Source organism: Rhodococcus sp. Leaf233, assembly GCF_001426165.1.
GTDB lineage: Bacteria > Actinomycetota > Actinomycetes > Mycobacteriales > Mycobacteriaceae > Rhodococcoides > Rhodococcoides fascians.
On sequence record NZ_LMRO01000001.1, the window covers coordinates 789,344 to 805,970 of the forward strand.

The window sequence follows — 16,627 nt, forward strand, 5'->3', positions numbered from 1 at the left end:
GTGGCAGACGGATTCGAGCCGACCTCGGCGCGGTTGCGGGAACTCTCCCTCGGCCACGAGGTCACCAATGCCGTTCTCTCCGTTGGCTTCTACGTCGTGTGTGCAGCTATCGGGCTGCTGCCCGGTGCGCTGCGACACCGGGCAGCGGACGCGTTCGTGACCTGGTCGGAGAGCATCGACGAACAGCGACATCTCTGATGTCGCTCGGGCGAGCACTCGTCGGTGTGGGTGTCGCCGTGGCGGCACCGTTCGGGGTGTTCCTGTACTGGCGCACCCGGTTCTTCTTCCGAGACCCGCATCGCGTTCCGCCGGCCGATCCGCAGTCGGTGGTGGCACCCGCCGACGGGTTCGTCACGTACGTCAAACGCGTCGACGCGGGTTCGACGGCATTCGCCGTCAAGAAGGGCAGAACCATTCCGCTCGACGAGATCGCGGGTGTGGCAGCGACCGAGAGCGGATACCTCGTCGGGATCTACATGTCCGAATACTCCGTGCACCGCAACAGGATTCCGATCTCGGGCACCATCGGTATGCGGCGTCATCGCTCCGCGGCACCGTTCAACAAGTCGATGGCGCGAGTGGGAGCGAACCTGTTGACGCGGCGCACCCCGTACGACGAGGGGTGCGACTACATACTGAGCAACGAGCGGCTCACCATCTCCATCGAACATTCGTCGGGGTCGGTGGTGACGGTGACACAGATAGCGGACCTGTGGGTCGACCGGATCGTCGCGCACGTCGCCGTCGGCGACACCGTCGAACGCGGCGAGCAGTACGGGATGATCCGCTTCGGGTCTCAGTGCGACGTGTTCGTCCCCGACGCTCTCGCCGAAACCATCACCGTCCGACCGGGCCAGTACGTGTTCGCGGGGGAGAGCGTCGTCGCCCGCTCACCGATCCCGGTGGCAGACAACACTTCATGTGAGAAGGAACGATGATCACTGTCGACCGGGTCGAGTCCACCCAGGACTGGAACGAATTCAAGGCTGTCTCCGATCTCGTCTACCAGGGTGATCCGTACCGATTGCCCGACGAACCCATGGATCTCGATCGGATCCTGATTTCGCCGCCGGTCGCCATCGCGTCGACCCGCGATATCGCGGCCTTCCTCGCACGCGAGAACGGGGTCGTCGTCGGCCGAGTCGTGGCCATCCACGACACGAGCTTCACCCAGTACACCGGTGAATCCATCGGCTTCTTCGGGTTCTACGAGGCCGTCGACGATCACGAGGTCGCCACCGGCCTGCTCGACGCCGCGGCGGCGTGGCTTGCCGCGCGTGGGCTCGGAGCGATGTCCGGGCCTTTCGGTCCGTCGATGTTCTACAGCGCGGGCATCGTCGTCGACGACGAGCCCGCCCTTCCGTTGGTGGGCATGCCGCACAACCCTCTCTACTACGCAGCCCATTTCGAGAAGTGGGGGCTCGTGGGAATCAAGGACTTCTACAGCTACCTGTTCGACGACCCGTGCGTGATCTACAACCGCCCCGAATATGCGCGGCACATGCAGATCTTCGAGAAGATCAAGGCGCGTTCGGAAGTGACGTTCCGCTCGATGAAGTACCGAACGGTTCGCCGCGACGCGCGCATCGTGCGCGATCTCTACAACAAGACGTTCGTGAACTTCTGGGGTTTCTCACCGCTGTCGTTCGTGGAACTGTTCGAGTTGCTGAGGATGATGCTCCCGGTCCTCGATCGACGGCTCACCCTGCTGGCCGAGCTGGACGGCAAGCCCGTCGGATTTCTGATGGGTATCCCGGACGTCAATCAGGCCGCGGCCAAGGCCGCGCACCTGAAGTCGCGGTGGCTGCGAGACCTGGTGACGCTGTGGCACGTCAAGAAGCCGAGCCGAACGGACGTCATCGACGGGGTGCGGGTGGACATGCTGTTCGTCGATCCGGACTGCCCCGATCGCGCGGTGTCGTCGTTGCTGATCATGGAGTTGTCGGTGCGGATGCGCGATCTCGGCTACACCCGGGTGGAGGCAGCGCCGGTGCTCGACGACAGCCCCTGGATGAAGGGATCGGTGCTGACCCGCATGGAGCAGACTCCGCACCGGACGTACCGCATCTACAACCGCGATCTCGAGCTGCCTCGGCCATGATCGATCGGACGGTGGTGCTCGACCGTGCGCAGACCAGGCTCGGCATCGGTGACCGCTGGGGGCAAACGGTCGGCCGTCACAGGTGGCTCGTGCTGGCCGTCTGGCTGCTGATCGCGGTGGGTTCTGCTGCGCTCTATCCGGCACTGCAGAACTCGTTGGTGGGAGCCAACTTCTCCGTCCCCGGTACCGAATCGAGTCGCGCCGACGCGCTCGTCGAACAGCACTTCTCCTCGTTCGGGTCCGAGCAGCTCGTCGTCACGTTCACGTCGGATCGGGTCCGCGTCGCAGATCCCGCTTTCCGCGAACGCGTTGGCGAGACCGTCTCTGCGCTGCGGCAATCCCCGGATGTGCTGCGGGTCGTCGATCCCTACGAGACGGCCGGATTCGTGCCCCAGATCTCCGAGGACGGAACGTCGGCACTGGCTTTCGTCGGTGTCGGCGGCGACCCTCGTGACCGGATAGCGACAGCAGAACGACTGCAGATGCTGATCGACGGGGCATCCGACGGTGGTATCGACGTGGCGGTCACCGGATACTCGCCGATGACCGTCGATCTGACCAAAGTCGAGTCCGAGGACGCTGTCCGGGCCGAAAGTATCGGCCTACCACTGGCATTCGTGCTGTTGATCCTGGCTCTCGGATCCGTGGTCGCCGGCATCGTGCCGCTCGTCACCACGGGCATCGGAGTGTTGGCGGCGTTCGGAGTGTTCTCGCTGCTCTCGCACGTCATGACCTTCGATGTCCTCGTGACGACGGTGGCGTCGATGTTCGGTCTCGGTCTGGGCATCGATTACGCGCTCTTCATCGTCAGCCGATTTCGAGAGGAAATGGACCGCACCACGCTGCCGGGGGACGCCACGGGTCAGGGGCGTACGAATGCGGCCGTCGGGGCCGCGATGGGAACGGCGGGCCACACGATCGTCATCTCCGGTCTGGTCGTACTCATTTCGCTCGGTGCTCTGGCGATCGTCGATGTTCCTGCCGTGCAGAGTATTTCGTTCGTCGTAGCGCTGACGGTGGCGTGCGTCGTCGTGGTGGCCTGGACGCTGCTACCGGCAATTCTCGCGGTCCTCGGCCCGCGAATCTCGACACTGTCGCTACCGCAGAGGTTTCAGCCTCCGGCGGTCGGTGAGCACGATGCCGCGATACCCACGTGGTGGTCACGGTGGGCGCGACACGTCATCGAACGCCCGTGGCGCTACACGGCCGTCACCGCAGCCGTGCTGCTGGCCGCCCTGGTGCCGATCGGGACCATCCAGTACGGGGTGGACCTCGGAGCCGACGCCCTTGCCGCGGAGCCGAGCGGCCGGGCCAACACGGTCCTCACCGAGAAGTTCGCTCCTGGAACGATTTCGCCGATCACCGTCGTTTTCACCGGCAGCGGTGACCGTCCCCTCGAACCGGCGCAGGCGGCCACGGTCGCGGCCTTCGCCGACGACATCCGAGCCGACGGTCGCGTCGATTACGCCCTGGTGCAACAGGACTCCGGCCGCACGCTGCTGATCGTGGTGCCCGCGGTGCCGATCGACTCGACCGAGGCCTCCGACCTGGTCGCGTCGATCCGGTCGCAGGCAGTTGTTGCCGCAGACCGCGACGGCACCACCGTATCGGTCGGCGGAACCACCGCCCTCGTCGTCGATGCCTCCCAGGAGATTTCGAGCAAATTCCTGTGGGTCGTGTTCGCGGTGCTGGCATTCTCGCTGGTGTACCTGGGCATCGTCTTTCGGAGCGTGGTGATTCCGATCAAGGCGGTCGCCATGAATGTGCTCGTCACCGGCGCGGCGTTGGGTGCGACGGTGGCGGTGTTCCAGTGGGGATGGGGATCGTCGCTACTCGGGTTCGACAGTCCGGGTTACATCCAGGTGTATCTGCCCGTCACCGTGTTCGCCGTGGTCTTCGGTCTCTCGATGGATTACGAGGTGTTTCTCATCGGCCGGATGCGCGAGGTGTTCGTCTCACATCGCAACCGACACAGCGTGAACAACGCCAGTGCCAACGACACCAGTGCCAACGACACCAGCGCCAACGACACCGCGATTGTCGACGGCCTCGAGCACACCGCCAGGCCGATCACTGCTGCGGCCGCGATCATGATCGCCGTGTTCGCCAGCTTCCTCACTGCCGATGTCCTCGAACTCCAACAGTTCGGGTTCGCGCTCGCTGTCGCCGTTTTGTTCGACGCGGTTCTGGTGCGCATGATGATGGTGCCGGCGATGATGAAGCTGTTCGGCGAGCGAAACTGGTGGCCCGGATTGCGTTCCGAGACAAGCGTTCAGGCAGACGGCACCTGAGCCGACGCGAGTACGACTCCGTCCGAACCCCTGATCTCGATCTCGGCGACGTCGCCGCGCAGGACGGCGGCATTCATCCGGCACTCGATGGTGACGGTGCTGCCGAGGAACGTGCCGGACGGCCGGTCGACGCCCGATCGGTCGACGAGAACGACGTCGTACGGACCGCCGTCGGAGACGCCGTCCATTTCGAGGACGGTTTCCGTTCCCCACGTGTGGGCGACGAGACCGCCTTCGACGTCGACAGTCGGTCCGCTGGTGGTGAACGATATTTCCTCGTAGGCCCCGAGAGTTCCTGGTGGTCCGGTGACCACGACCTGGGGTTCACCGGGCTCGGAGCGGTATGCGTCGATGCCCAGTACTGCTGCACTGCCGACGACGACACCGACGAGCGCTGCGGCAGCGGCCAACCCGGCCGACCCGTTTCTGACCCCGAACCGCGGCCTGGCGACCGGCTGCAATCCGGAGCTGTCCGAACGCTCAGGGGCAACCGTGTTCTCGGTGTTGTCGGCGTTCTGGGTGGCGGCCAGGATTCGCTCGCGGAGTCCGGGCGGCGGAGTCGAGTCGAGCCACGGCAGGTTCGGGCCCCGGCGTTCGAGCTGCTCCGTCGTCGCGCGCAGTGCAGCGATCTCGGTGTCGACCGTGGGGTCCGACGCGGCCAGCGCGCGAAGTTCGTCGGCTTCGGCATCGTCGAGATCGTCGCCGACTGCTGCAGCGATCAGCTCTGCTCGCCGATTGGGTGAGGCTGTCATCGGTCCTCCTTTCTGTCGAGGTTTCTGCGTAGTGCCTTCAGGGCGTAGAAGGCGCGGGTGCGGAGCGTGCGTACCGGCACTCCGGTCGATTCCGACAGTTCGGCGTAGCTGCTTCCGGATACGTGCACGGCCACGACGACCTCGCGGTGGTCGGGCGAGAGCTGTGCCAGTGCCGCGATGATGCGGAGCCGCTCGTCGGTGTCGGCGGTGGTGTCGCGAGTGACGGCGCTCGGTCCGCGTTCGTGCTCGTCGGGCCGGTCCGATGTCGTCGCAGGCACTCTCGCCTGGGACCGAACGAGATCGACGATGACGTTTCGCTCGATCGCGAAGAGCCACGTGCGAAGTGAACCTCGGCTCGGGTCGAAGCGCGCTCTGGCCCGCCAGGCCCGCAGGAACGTCTCCTGCACACAATCCTCGGCGAGGGCTCGATCGCGGAGGGCATTGACGGCGTAACCGAGCATCTCCGACGCGTGCTGGTCGTATGCGGCCGCGACATCGAAGTTCAGCTCGATCACGCTCCCGATGCTCATGACAGTGATTACGTCTGCGGCCCCGCAGGCGTTCATATCCAAGACTGGAATATTTCTTTACTGATATTTGAACATCTACGCGCCGACCGTCGTACACCGTGTACGGGCTCGCCTGCCCGATACTTTCATGGAAGGCACACGAGATGATCACACGTTCCACTACACGCCGGGCGGCGTCCGTTCGTAGATCCGCCACGGCACTCGTCGGCGGTACGGCCACCGCGGCGGCGCTGCTGCTGTTCTCGGCGGGCCCGGCCGCTGCCGACACCCCGGTCGCCGAACCGGACAGTTTCACCAGCGCATTCACCGCGATGGCCACGCCCGATCAGGTTCTGAACGGTGACGGCGTGGCCACTCCGGGTCAGCCGGGCGCGATGGGCACCTTCACGCTGCGGATCAATTCCGACCTCGACATCATCTGCTACGACATCTCGCTGAACGGTGTGACAGGTGACTACATGAGCCCGGCCAAGACGGCTACTCATATCCACCAGGCCGCAGCAGGTGCAGCGGGACCGCCGCGCCTCGCGTTCCCGAACCCGACCCCCGTCGGGGACGGCCCGCGCAACAGCAACGGCTGCATGCAGGGTCCGTTCACCACCGGTCTGACCCCGGCCGGTGCCGATGCAGACAGCGGTACCGGATTCACGTTGGACCGGATCGAAGCCGACCCAGCAGGCTTCGCGGCCGACACCCACACCGTCGACTTCTCGGCCGGAGCGGTCCGAGGACAGCTGACCCGGATTCCGGTCGGATCGGTAGCAACCGGAGGTGGCGGCGCGGCGCTCGCCGCGGCATCCGATTCGGCGACCGGTTCCGCAGCTCCCGTCGTCGGCGCGGTAGCCCTCGGCGCGATGGCTGTCGCGGGCGTGACGTTGGTGGCACGGCGCACCCGCGGGGTGCAGAGCTGAAGCTCCCCACGCGGGCTGCACTCGCGGCCGCGGTTCTGACGGCTGCGGTTCTGACGGCGGTGGTGACGGGATGTGGTGCGTCGCCACCGCCGCCACCGTCGTCACAACCTGAGCCGGCCCCGACGGTGTCCTCTTCGTCGCCCGTGCCCGTGCCCTCGCCCGAACTGTCCGGCGTAGTGGGGGATCGGCCGATCCCGATGCGCCTGAGCATTCCTGCCATCGCGCTCGACGAGGGGCTCGTCGGCCTGGGTATTGCCGACAGCGGCGAGATGGAGGTACCCACCGACTACGACGACGTCGGGTGGTTCACCGGCGGTGGCCGACCCGGTGGGATCGGCAGTCCGACGGTGTTCGCCGGGCATGTCGACTCGACTACCGGGCCTGCGGTGTTCGATCGGCTGTCGGATCTGAACCCGGGCGATATCGTCACGGTCGGCGACGAAGCAGGTGGCCGAGCGGACTATCGGATCGAGCGCATCGGCGACCACGGCAAGGCGGACTTCCCGACGGCGTCGGTGTTCGGCGCGGTGCCCGGCGACGAGATCCGGTTGATCACCTGTTCGGGCGATTTCGATGCGACCGTGGGCAGTTACGAACGCAACCTGGTCGTCTACGGGGTGCGGCAGTAGCCGATCGTTTTGGAGTTGACCCCCGAGGTGTTGTAGCCTGGTCGACGGTCCAGAAGGAATGTGCTCGCAGTGCGTGCATTTCTTTCGTTCCGCCCAATCAAGTTCTACCCAAGACCGTTGGTCACCGCCTTCTCGAGGGAAATTTCCTGACAGGTGTGCGGTTGAAGGTCCGAGATCGCTTCGGACGGCCCACGCAGGAGAACGCGGTAGGGAACCTGTCGTGCAGCTTCGGCTGCCACTTGTTCACGCCCCGTGTGCTTCCTGCACCGGGGCGTTCGTCGTTTTCCGGCCCTCTCGCGATCGACACAACTTCCCACGAGAGGAGGCGAAGTATGGCAAAGCCCGAAAAGGTCTCCGCAGTTTCGGAGATCACCGACCAGTTCAAGGGTTCGACGGCTGCCGTCGTCACGGAATACCGTGGCCTGTCGGTTTCCGGTCTGACTCAGCTCCGGCGTGCGCTCGGCGAAGGTGCCACGTACTCCGTCGCCAAGAACACCCTGGTCAAGCGCGCAGCTGCCGATGCCGGCATCACCGGCCTCGACGACTTGTTCGTCGGACCGACCGCCATTGCATTCATCAAGGGCGAGCCGGTCGACGCTGCGAAGGCCATCAAGGCCTTCGCGAAGGACAACAAGGCCTTGATCATCAAGGGCGGCTACATGGACGGCGCAACGCTGTCCGTGGACGAGATCAACAAGATCGCAGACCTCGAGTCTCGCGAGATCCTGTTGGCCAAGCTCGCCGGCGCCATGAAGGGCAACTTGTCGAAGGCTGCAGGCCTGTTCAACGCTCCCGCATCGCAGTTCGCCCGCTTGGCGTTCGCGTTGCAGGAGAAGAAGGCTGCCGGCGAACCTGCCGCAGCCGAGGCCCCTGCAGAAGCAGAAGCACCGGCGGAAGCTCCCGCCGAAAGCTGATCCGCTGGCATTAGCGAACAGCTCCACACCAACACCATGTCGCGGATCAGCGGCCAGGTACTTACAGGAAGGACCGCCACCATGGCGAAGCTCAGCACCGAAGAATTGCTCGACCAGTTCAAGGAGCTCACCCTCCTCGAGCTCAGCGAGTTCGTGAAGGCATTCGAGGAGACCTTCGAGGTCACCGCAGCTGCTCCCGTCGCAGTTGCAGCAGCAGGCGGAGCAGGCGCTCCGGCTGAGGCAGCCGAAGAGCAGGACGAGTTCGATGTCGTTCTCGAGTCGGCCGGCGACAAGAAGATCCAGGTCATCAAGGTCGTCCGTGAGGTCGTCTCCGGCCTCGGCCTGAAGGAAGCCAAGGACCTCGTCGAGAGCGCTCCGAAGGCAATCCTGGAGAAGGTCGCCAAGGATGCAGCCGAGGCTGCCAAGGAGAAGCTGGAAGCTGCCGGCGCAAAGATCTCCGTCAAGTAAGACCGCTTCACTGCAGTCGTACTTCGCGCTCTCAACATCGAGCGCACAGAAGGGGCCGTCCTCACTTCGGTGAGGGCGGCCCTTTTCTGTGTTCGGGGGAGGGCTGCTCCTGCGTTCGATGGAGCCTTCTCCTGTGTTCGATGCGGATCGCATCGCGCTGCGTTGTGACCGATCACGGAGTCTTCTCGATCCCGGGACATCGGCAACGCGTCACTGTTTACTCGTGAACGCCGAAGTCCGAAGCTTTCCGAATGGTCTCGGCCGGGTGCAGTTGTGTCTTGTCACAGAATCCGACGGCAGGGACTTGTCACAGTTCGGGCGACTTCCCGACCGGCTCGCGTGAGATGAGCCACACTGATGCAAGCTCTACAGCCTGACTCGGGGAAGTTCTTACTGGGCGGTAAGCTCCTGTGTCGGAGCGGACACGTGCATGGGATACAGTGACGCAACCCACATCCGGGTCGATGTGTATGAATTGTGGAGGTCAGCGTGGGAGTCGAGGTTTCGGTCGAAGGATTGACCAAGTCTTTCGGTGTACAGAAGATTTGGCAGGACGTGACGTTGACTCTGCCGAAGGGTGAAGTCAGTGCATTGCTCGGTCCTTCCGGTACCGGTAAGTCGGTCTTCCTCAAGTCGCTGATCGGTCTCCTTCGCCCCGAGCAGGGCAAGATTTTCATCGACGGAACCGACATCCTGCAGTGCTCCTCGCGTGAGCTCTACGAGATCCGCAAGCTGTTCGGAGTGCTCTTCCAGGACGGTGCCCTGTTCGGCTCGATGAACCTCTACGACAACGTCGCCTTCCCGCTTCGCGAGCACACCAAGAAGTCCGAGTCCGACATTCGCAAGATCGTCATGGAGAAGCTCGAACTGACGGGTCTGCTCGGTGCCGAGGACAAGCTGCCCGGTGAGATCTCCGGTGGTATGCGCAAGCGTGCCGGCCTCGCCCGCGCGCTGGTGCTGGACCCGGAGATCATTCTCGTCGACGAGCCGGACTCCGGCCTCGATCCTGTTCGTACGACGTACATTTCGCAGACATTGATCGACATCAACGCCAACATCGATGCCACGATCCTCATCGTCTCGCACAACATCAATCTGGCTCGAACGGTCCCCGACAACATCGGCATGCTGTTCCGTCGTCAGCTGGTCATGTTCGGCCCCCGTGAGGTGCTGCTCACCAGTGACGAGCCGGTGGTCAAGCAATTCCTGAACGGCACGATGATCGGGCCGATCGGAATGTCGGAAGAGAAGGACGAGGCGCAGATGGCGCAGGAGCAGGCCATGGTCGACGCCGGTCACCACGCCGGTGGCGTCGACGACGTCGAAGGCATCGTGCCGCAGATGAAGGCCACCCCGGGTACGCCGGTGCGCCAGGCCGTCGGACGCAGGCAGGAGCGGGTGCGCCAGATCATGCACACCCTGCCGCACAGCGCTCAGGTCGCGATCCAGGAGAGCCTCGACAGCACCGACTCGGGGCAGCGTTACCCGGCGTACGCAGACCAGCAGGGCTACGACCAGCAGGGTTACGACCAGCAGAGCTACGACCAACAGGGTTACAGCCAGCAGGGCTACGACCAACAGGGGTACAGCCAGCAAGGCTACGACCAAGAACATGATCAGCAGGGCTACCAAGCTCCAACACAAGGTCGGGGTCAATAGCAGACATGGGGGGATCGAAGAAGTCCGCGTTCGCGCCCGCGAACGCCGCTCTGACACAAGCGGGCAATATCGTCGAACTGTTCGTCGAGGTGGTCCGAAACACCTTTCGTAGGCCGTTCCAGTTCCGTGAGTTCATCGAGCAGGCCTGGTTCATCGCCAGCGTGACGATTCTGCCGACGGCTCTGGTCGCCATTCCGTTCGGCGCGGTCGTATCGCTGCAGACCGGTTCGCTGATCAAGCAGCTCGGTGCCGAATCGTTCACCGGTGCTGCCAGCGTGCTCGCCGTCATCCAGCAGGGCAGTCCGATCGTGACCGCCCTCTTGGTGGCCGGTGCGGCCGGTTCTGCCGTCACCGCCGACCTCGGTTCTCGCACCATTCGCGAGGAGATCGACGCGATGCGTGTACTGGGAATCGATCCGGTTCACCGCCTCGTCGTTCCGCGAGTGCTGGCCATGATCCTCGTGGCGCTGCTGCTCAACGGACTCGTCTCGGTCGTCGGCATCGTCGGTGGCTACTTCTTCAACGTGATCCTGCAGGGTGGTACCCCCGGTGCCTACCTGGCGTCGTTCTCCGCGTTGGCTCAGCTACCCGATCTGTATGTCGCAGAAGCGAAAGCGGCGATCTTCGGTCTCATCGCCGGCATCATCGCGTCGTACAAGGGCCTGAATCCCAACCCCGGCCCCAAGGGTGTCGGTGAAGCTGTGAACCAGACGGTTGTCATCACGTTCCTGCTGCTGTTCTTCGCCAACCTCATTCTCACCCTGGTCTACCTCCAGGTCGTACCAGCGAAGGGAGCGTAACCGCGATGACGATCGCCAGAGGTCGCGGTGACCGCACGCTGATGCGCGTCAAGCGCGTCGGCAATGCCCCGCTCAACGTGCTCGATCGCGCAGGCGAGCAGATGTCGTTCTATCTGCGGGCCATCGGGTGGATACCCAAGACCGCAGTCCATTACAAGAAGGAGGTTCTCCGCCTGCTGGCGGAGGTCACCTTCGGCAGCGGCGCGCTCGCCGTCATCGGCGGCACCATCGGTGTCATCGTGATGATGTCCGGCTTCACCGGCATCGTCGTCGGTCTGCAGGGTTACGCCGCCCTGGAACAGCTCGGCAGCTCGGTGTTGACCGGCTTCCTGTCCGCCTACGTCAATACCCGTGAAATTGCACCGATCGTGGCCGGGCTTGCACTGTCCGCCACCGTCGGTTGTGGTTTCACCGCCCAGCTCGGCGCGATGCGTATCTCGGAGGAGATCGACGCACTCGAAGTCATGGCAGTGCCCAGCGTGCCGTTCCTCGTCACCACCCGCATGATCGCCGGATTCGTTGCGGTGATCCCGCTCTACATCGTCGGTCTGCTTGCCTCGTACGTCGCTTCCCGCGGAATCAGCACGATCTTCAACGGGCAGTCGTCCGGCTCGTACGACCACTACTTCAACTTGTTCCTACCTCCAGAAGATGTGCTGTATTCCTTCCTCAAGGTGCTCATCTTCGCGTTCGTGCTGATCATGATCCACTGCTACTACGGCTACCACGCCTCCGGCGGACCGGCAGGCGTCGGCGTCGCGGTGGGTCGCGCAGTACGTACGGCGATCGTCACGATCGCGGTACTGGACTTCTTCCTGAGCCTCGCCATCTGGGGCACGACCACCACAGTGAGGGTTGCCGGATGATCGACTCGCCGTCGCGACTGAAGCGAGTACTGCTCGGACTTGCGTTCTTCTTGGTACTCATCCTGTTTCTCGGATGGAGCATCACCTCCTACAACAAGACGTTCAAATCGGTCGTCAACGTCAGCCTCGAAACCGACTCGGTCGGCAACGCTCTGCCGATGAACGCAGATGTGAAGGTGCGCGGAATGATCGTCGGCGAGGTGCGCTCGGCGTCGACCGTCGACGGCGTCGTCACCTCGCAGCTCGCCATCGATCCGGACAAGGCTCCGCTGATCCCGTCGAATGCCACTGCGCGGCTACTGCCGAAGACCCTGTTCGGGGAGCGCTACGTCTCGCTGATCGTGCCCGAGAACGATTCGGCGTCGCCGATCTCCGACGGCACCGTTCTTCGACAGGACACCAGCGGCAACGCGATCGAGGTCGGGCAGCTGCTCGACGGGTTGCTGCCGTTGCTGCAAGCCATCCCGCCGCAGGACCTCGCCAATACCCTCGGGTCACTGGCACAGGGCCTGAGCGGACGCGGCGAGCAGCTCGGACAGACCATCGACGATCTGACCGATGTCGTCTCCGGTCTCAACACCGAACTGCCGAACATCCAGCAGACGCTGGTGGGTCTGGCCGACTTCTCCCAGACCTATGCAGACGCGGCACCGGAGCTGATCTCGGCGCTGGACAACCTGCGTACGACGGGTAATACGGTCGTCGAGCGGCAGTCGAGCCTCGAGACGCTCTACGGCTCGCTGACGTCGGCATCGAACACGACCGCCGATTTCTTGCAGGTCAACTCCGAGAATCTGATCGGTCTCGCCTCGAACTCGCGAGAGGCCCTCGATTTGCTGGCCGAGTTCTCGCCGACGTTCGGCTGCACCTTCAGTCAGTTCGCCGAAGGTGCCAGGCGCGGCAAGATCGTCCTCGGTGAGGGCGACGAGTACCCCGGAATCAACGTGTCCGCATCGTTCGTCAACCCGAAGGGCCGTTACTTGCCGAACCAGGACGAGCCACGGCTGTTCGACGACCGCGGAGCCACCTGCTTCGAGCCGGCAGCACCGGGAGAGTTCTTCCCGCAGTACCCGGGAGGTTCGGTCAACGACGGGTCCTACCAGGTACCGACCCGTAATCCCGGCCCGCAGGAGATCCCCGGGCAGGGCCCACCGAAGTCGGCTCAGAGTTCCATCGTTCCCGCTGTCTCCGCGTCTGCGCAGCCCGCGAGCTACGAGGGCTCGGACTTCGAGCGTGACACCCTTGCCGTCATTTACGGACAAGCGAGTGGTGTTGCACCAGAGACTGTTCCGTCGTGGGCCGCCGCACTCGGCGCACCGGCATTGAGAGGAGTGGAGGTGACCGTGCCATGAGAGGCCTTCTCGCGCCGATCATCAAGTTGGTCGTGTTCGCCGTGATCACGATCATCGCCACGGCCACCCTGGCCTTCACCATCGCGAACTCGAGCGGTGGTGGCGGCACCAAGTTCTCGGCCTTGTTCACCGATGTCACCTCGCTCAACGAGGGTGACGAGATCCGAATCGCCGGCGTTCGCGTCGGGCAGGTCGACAAGATCGAGATCGCCAACGAACGAGAGGCGAAGGTCGACTTCACGCTGAGCAGTCGCGACTGGCTGCCGGCGAGTTCGACTGCCACCATTCGCTTCCGCAACCTGGTCGGTCAGCGCTACATCGCCATCGAGCAGGGTTCGGGCGATCAGGGCAAGAAGATCACCGGGGGAGCGACCATTCCTCTCGAGCGCACCAAGCCCGCGGTGAACCTGACGACTCTGTTCGACGGATTCCGCCCGCTGTTCACCACGCTCAGCGCAGATGACGTCAACAAGCTCTCGTACCAGATCATCCAGGTGTTCCAGGGGGAATCGGGCACCATCAACGAACTGGTCAAGAACACTGCGAGTCTGACCAACACCGTGGCCGACAAGGATCAGGTCATCGGTCAGGTCATCACCAACCTCAACAACGTGCTCGCCACGGTCAACCAGAACGACGGGCAGCTCGACAGCCTCATCGTCAACACTCAGCAGCTCGTGTCGGGCCTGTCGGCCGACCGCGACGTCGTCGGCTCGGCCGTGACCTCGCTGGCCGGACTGACCAACGCCACCGCGGACCTGCTCGAGCCGACACGGCCGTCGATCCAGGGTTCGGTCACAGCGCTGAACACGTTGTCGGAGACCATCAATCGACGCAGCGCCGACGTGGACGCGGTCCTCGGAAATCTGCCGGTCAAGCTCGACAAGCTGATTCGTACGGCTCAGCAGGGATCCTGGTTCACGTTCTACCTCTGCGGTATCGACATCGTCGCCGGACCGGGGTATTCGCCGAACCTGAATTTGCCGACCGGGCTTCCGACCGTCAATCAGCCCCTGTACACGAACTCGGCAGAGCGCTGCAAAGCTGGGGGGATCAAGCAATGACATCTCGACGTAGTCCGGCCACCATCGGGGCACTGGGAATCGCGATCATCCTGCTCGCCACGATGTCGGTCTTCTTCCTCGACCGTCTCCCGATCATCGGTGCAGGTTCGGTGTACACCGCGGAGTTCAGTGAAGCCGCAGGTCTGAAGCCGTCCAACGAAGTCCGTATCGCGGGGGTCAAGGTCGGCAAGGTCACCGACGTGCGGCTCGACGGCGACCGGGTGCTCGTGGACTTCACGGTGCAGGACGCCTGGGTCGGCAACGAGTCGCGAGCGGCCATCGCTATCAAGACTCTGCTGGGGCAGAAGTACCTGGCACTGGATCCGAGTGGCTCGGACACCCTGAGCCCGAAAGATCCGATTCCGTTGGCGCGCACCACCTCTCCGTACGACGTCATCGACGCGTTCTCGGCGGCGGCGTCGACGATCAACGACATCGACACCGACCAGCTCGCCACCAGCATGCGGACGTTGTCCGACGCGTTCTCCGAGACCCCGGCCAACATCAGAGCCTCGCTCGACGGCGTGACTCGGTTGTCGCAGACAGTGGCCAGCCGCGACGAGGAACTCAAGAAGTTGTTCGCAGCCACCGGCGAGACCTCCAAGGTGCTGGCCGACCGCAACGAGCAGTTCAACAAACTGATCACCGATGCGGGTCCACTGCTCGAGGAGCTCAACAATCGGCAGCAGGCCATCTCCCAGCTGCTCACCGGCACACAACGTGTGTCGCAGGAGTTGACCGGTCTGGTCCGTGACAACGAGGCAATCATCAACCCGATGTTGCAACAGCTCAACGGCGTCATCGACATCCTGCAACGCAACAACGACAATCTCGACCGGGCGCTGAAGCTGTACGAGCCGTTCATCCGGCTCTACACCAACGTGACCGGTAACGGACGATGGCTCGACATCGTTCTGGCCAACCTCACCCCACCCGGAGTTCCGTTGATACCTGGTTACCGCCAGCCCGCGCTCGATACGTTGGCGGGGAACTGATGACAGAGACTCAGGCAGCACCGAGGAACAAGAACAAGCTCGCACTGATCGCGGTCGTCGTGATCGTGGCGCTGGTTCTGGCCGTCGCCGGCTGGTGGCTGTTCACCAGGGCCGGTTCGACCAAGATCACCGCCTACTTCGACAAGTCGATCGGCATCTACTCTGGATCCGAGGTCAGAGTTCTCGGCGTCAAGGTGGGTACCGTCGAATCGGTCACGCCGTTGGGTGAGGACGTCGAGGTCGTCATGCGAGTCGATCGCGGCATCGACATTCCGGCCGACGCGAAGGCCGTTCAGGTCACCCCGTCGCTTGTCGCCGATCGTTACGTCCAGCTCTCGCCCGTCTACACCGGCGGCGACACCATGGCCAGCGGCACGACGATCGGCCGTGATCGCACTGCCACTCCCGTCGAGGTCGACGAGCTGTACAAGTCGATCAACGATCTGTCCACTGCTCTCGGTCCGGACGGCGCGAACAAGGACGGCGCTCTCACCGACCTCGTGAACACCGGTGCGGCGAACCTCGACGGCAACGGCGAAGCGTTGGGCAACAGCATCACTCAGCTCTCGGCTGCCGGCCGTACGTTGAGCGACTCGCGCTCCGATGTCTTCGACACGATCAAGAATCTGCAGACCTTCGTCAGTGCGCTGGCCGTCAACGATCAGCAGGTTCGTAACTTCAACAGTCAGCTCGCCGATCTGACGGGCTTCCTGTCGGGCCAGCGCGAGGACCTGGGAGCCGCCCTGCAGCAGCTCTCGGTGTCCCTCGGTGACGTGGCGACGTTCGTGGCGGACAACCGGACCGAGCTGACCACCGCAGCGAACGGTCTGGTGGTCCCCACTCAGACCCTCGCCGACAACCGTGAGCAGCTCGTGCAAACTCTGACGCTGCTGCCGTTGGCCATCAGCAACCTGGTCAACGCCTACGACGCAGAATCCGGCACGCTGGCCTCGCGTGCCAATCTGCAGAACGAGACCCAGGATCCGCTCGGAACCGTCTGCCGATTGCTCGACCTCGGCAAGCTGGTACCCGGTGACCCGCGTTTCGAGGCGCTCGGTGCGCAGATTCAGCCGATCATCGATCAGTGCGCCAACATCACCACCATGATCCAGGCTCCTCTTGCCGACCAGAATCGGCTTGTGTTGCCGTTCGGGGTTCTCACCAACGACATCGAGCAGAACGTGTCCGTGCCGGGCACCGTGCCGGGCAACGTCTCGCCGAGACTGGGGTCCACCACCATGCCAGGTCTCGACAGGTCGCTCATCGGGGGAGGACAGTGATGACCTCTGTGAATC

At 63.8% G+C, this 16,627-nt stretch carries 17 protein-coding genes; 15 read left to right on the top strand and 2 right to left on the bottom strand.

What is annotated here, in order from left to right; genetic code table 11:
- From ASH04_RS03960 to ASH04_RS03975, 4 genes are read left to right on the top strand one after another with little or no spacing between them, the layout of a single operon-like run.
- A complete protein-coding gene (locus ASH04_RS03960) occupies positions 1-198 on the top strand; it encodes a hypothetical protein (protein WP_057472767.1) in 198 nt (65 codons plus the stop codon).
- Positions 198-938 carry a phosphatidylserine decarboxylase gene (locus ASH04_RS03965; RefSeq protein ID WP_057472768.1) on the top strand — a complete coding sequence of 247 codons (741 nt, stop codon included), beginning with the start codon at positions 198-200 and terminating at the stop codon, positions 936-938. Before ASH04_RS03960 ends, ASH04_RS03965 begins: the two co-directional genes overlap by 1 nt.
- Positions 935-2,101, top strand: a complete 1,167-nt coding sequence (locus ASH04_RS03970; RefSeq protein WP_057472769.1) for a hypothetical protein — start codon at positions 935-937, stop codon at positions 2,099-2,101. The genes ASH04_RS03965 and ASH04_RS03970 overlap by 4 nt, the downstream gene beginning before the upstream one ends.
- Positions 2,098-4,392 (top strand): MMPL family transporter, encoded by a 2,295-nt coding sequence (locus tag ASH04_RS03975; RefSeq protein ID WP_057472770.1) that lies wholly within the window; start codon positions 2,098-2,100, stop codon positions 4,390-4,392. Before ASH04_RS03970 ends, ASH04_RS03975 begins: the two co-directional genes overlap by 4 nt.
- Here ASH04_RS03975 and ASH04_RS03980 read toward each other — a convergent pair.
- Positions 4,374-5,144, bottom strand: coding sequence for an anti-sigma factor domain-containing protein (locus tag ASH04_RS03980; RefSeq protein WP_057472771.1), 771 nt, complete (start codon positions 5,142-5,144; stop codon positions 4,374-4,376). The genes ASH04_RS03975 and ASH04_RS03980 overlap by 19 nt on opposite strands.
- A complete protein-coding gene (locus tag ASH04_RS03985) occupies positions 5,141-5,674 on the bottom strand; it encodes an RNA polymerase sigma factor (protein WP_230073282.1) in 534 nt (177 codons plus the stop codon). The genes ASH04_RS03980 and ASH04_RS03985 overlap by 4 nt, the downstream gene beginning before the upstream one ends.
- Before the next feature lie 143 nt (positions 5,675-5,817).
- On the opposite strand from ASH04_RS03985, the gene ASH04_RS03990 reads away from it, so the two are divergent.
- The 11 genes from ASH04_RS03990 (at position 5,818) to ASH04_RS04040 (ending at position 16,612) form a co-directional block, all read left to right on the top strand.
- The gene (locus tag ASH04_RS03990; protein ID WP_032369727.1) at positions 5,818-6,585 is read left to right on the top strand and encodes a CHRD domain-containing protein; all 768 of its coding nucleotides are present in this window, start codon (positions 5,818-5,820) and stop codon (positions 6,583-6,585) included.
- A 197-nt stretch (positions 6,586-6,782) separates the two neighbouring features.
- Positions 6,783-7,214, top strand: a complete 432-nt coding sequence (locus ASH04_RS03995) for a class F sortase (protein ID WP_052053114.1) — start codon at positions 6,783-6,785, stop codon at positions 7,212-7,214.
- Between the two features lie 332 nt (positions 7,215-7,546).
- Positions 7,547-8,128 (top strand): 50S ribosomal protein L10, encoded by a 582-nt coding sequence (gene rplJ, locus ASH04_RS04000; protein ID WP_032365266.1) that lies wholly within the window; start codon positions 7,547-7,549, stop codon positions 8,126-8,128.
- 81 nt (positions 8,129-8,209) lie between these two features.
- On the top strand, positions 8,210-8,596 hold the full coding sequence (gene rplL, locus ASH04_RS04005; RefSeq protein WP_032365267.1) for a 50S ribosomal protein L7/L12: 387 nt from the start codon (positions 8,210-8,212) through the stop codon (positions 8,594-8,596).
- Between the two features lie 489 nt (positions 8,597-9,085).
- Positions 9,086-10,255 (top strand): ATP-binding cassette domain-containing protein, encoded by a 1,170-nt coding sequence (locus ASH04_RS04010; protein WP_200937268.1) that lies wholly within the window; start codon positions 9,086-9,088, stop codon positions 10,253-10,255.
- A gap of 5 nt (positions 10,256-10,260) precedes the next feature.
- Positions 10,261-11,055: an MlaE family ABC transporter permease gene (locus tag ASH04_RS04015; RefSeq protein WP_032365269.1), complete on the top strand. Its 795-nt coding sequence runs from the start codon at positions 10,261-10,263 to the stop codon at positions 11,053-11,055.
- 5 nt (positions 11,056-11,060) lie between these two features.
- Positions 11,061-11,921, top strand: a complete 861-nt coding sequence (locus ASH04_RS04020; RefSeq protein WP_032365270.1) for an MlaE family ABC transporter permease — start codon at positions 11,061-11,063, stop codon at positions 11,919-11,921.
- Positions 11,918-13,273 (top strand): MCE family protein, encoded by a 1,356-nt coding sequence (locus ASH04_RS04025; RefSeq protein ID WP_032369724.1) that lies wholly within the window; start codon positions 11,918-11,920, stop codon positions 13,271-13,273. Before ASH04_RS04020 ends, ASH04_RS04025 begins: the two co-directional genes overlap by 4 nt.
- Positions 13,270-14,337: an MCE family protein gene (locus ASH04_RS04030; protein ID WP_032369723.1), complete on the top strand. Its 1,068-nt coding sequence runs from the start codon at positions 13,270-13,272 to the stop codon at positions 14,335-14,337. The genes ASH04_RS04025 and ASH04_RS04030 overlap by 4 nt, the downstream gene beginning before the upstream one ends.
- On the top strand, positions 14,334-15,332 hold the full coding sequence (locus tag ASH04_RS04035; RefSeq protein WP_057472774.1) for an MCE family protein: 999 nt from the start codon (positions 14,334-14,336) through the stop codon (positions 15,330-15,332). The genes ASH04_RS04030 and ASH04_RS04035 overlap by 4 nt, the downstream gene beginning before the upstream one ends.
- Positions 15,332-16,612 carry an MCE family protein gene (locus ASH04_RS04040; RefSeq protein ID WP_032365274.1) on the top strand — a complete coding sequence of 427 codons (1,281 nt, stop codon included), beginning with the start codon at positions 15,332-15,334 and terminating at the stop codon, positions 16,610-16,612. Before ASH04_RS04035 ends, ASH04_RS04040 begins: the two co-directional genes overlap by 1 nt.
- Positions 16,613-16,627: the final 15 nt, after the last annotated feature.

Bases quoted from the DNA above. Each gene is read 5' to 3' on its own strand.
- ASH04_RS03965 (WP_057472768.1), top strand. From the start codon at position 198: ATGTCGCTCGGGCGAGCACTCGTCGGTGTGGGTGTCGCCGTGGCGGCA.
- ASH04_RS03970 (WP_057472769.1), top strand. From the start codon at position 935: ATGATCACTGTCGACCGGGTCGAGTCCACCCAGGACTGGAACGAATTC.
- ASH04_RS03975 (WP_057472770.1), top strand. From the start codon at position 2,098: ATGATCGATCGGACGGTGGTGCTCGACCGTGCGCAGACCAGGCTCGGC.
- ASH04_RS03980 (WP_057472771.1), bottom strand. From the start codon at position 5,144: ATGACAGCCTCACCCAATCGGCGAGCAGAGCTGATCGCTGCAGCAGTC.
- ASH04_RS03985 (WP_230073282.1), bottom strand. From the start codon at position 5,674: ATGAGCATCGGGAGCGTGATCGAGCTGAACTTCGATGTCGCGGCCGCA.
- ASH04_RS03990 (WP_032369727.1), top strand. From the start codon at position 5,818: ATGATCACACGTTCCACTACACGCCGGGCGGCGTCCGTTCGTAGATCC.
- ASH04_RS03995 (WP_052053114.1), top strand. From the start codon at position 6,783: ATGCGCCTGAGCATTCCTGCCATCGCGCTCGACGAGGGGCTCGTCGGC.
- rplJ (WP_032365266.1), top strand. From the start codon at position 7,547: ATGGCAAAGCCCGAAAAGGTCTCCGCAGTTTCGGAGATCACCGACCAG.
- rplL (WP_032365267.1), top strand. From the start codon at position 8,210: ATGGCGAAGCTCAGCACCGAAGAATTGCTCGACCAGTTCAAGGAGCTC.
- ASH04_RS04015 (WP_032365269.1), top strand. From the start codon at position 10,261: ATGGGGGGATCGAAGAAGTCCGCGTTCGCGCCCGCGAACGCCGCTCTG.
- ASH04_RS04020 (WP_032365270.1), top strand. From the start codon at position 11,061: ATGACGATCGCCAGAGGTCGCGGTGACCGCACGCTGATGCGCGTCAAG.
- ASH04_RS04025 (WP_032369724.1), top strand. From the start codon at position 11,918: ATGATCGACTCGCCGTCGCGACTGAAGCGAGTACTGCTCGGACTTGCG.
- ASH04_RS04030 (WP_032369723.1), top strand. From the start codon at position 13,270: ATGAGAGGCCTTCTCGCGCCGATCATCAAGTTGGTCGTGTTCGCCGTG.
- ASH04_RS04035 (WP_057472774.1), top strand. From the start codon at position 14,334: ATGACATCTCGACGTAGTCCGGCCACCATCGGGGCACTGGGAATCGCG.
- ASH04_RS04040 (WP_032365274.1), top strand. From the start codon at position 15,332: ATGACAGAGACTCAGGCAGCACCGAGGAACAAGAACAAGCTCGCACTG.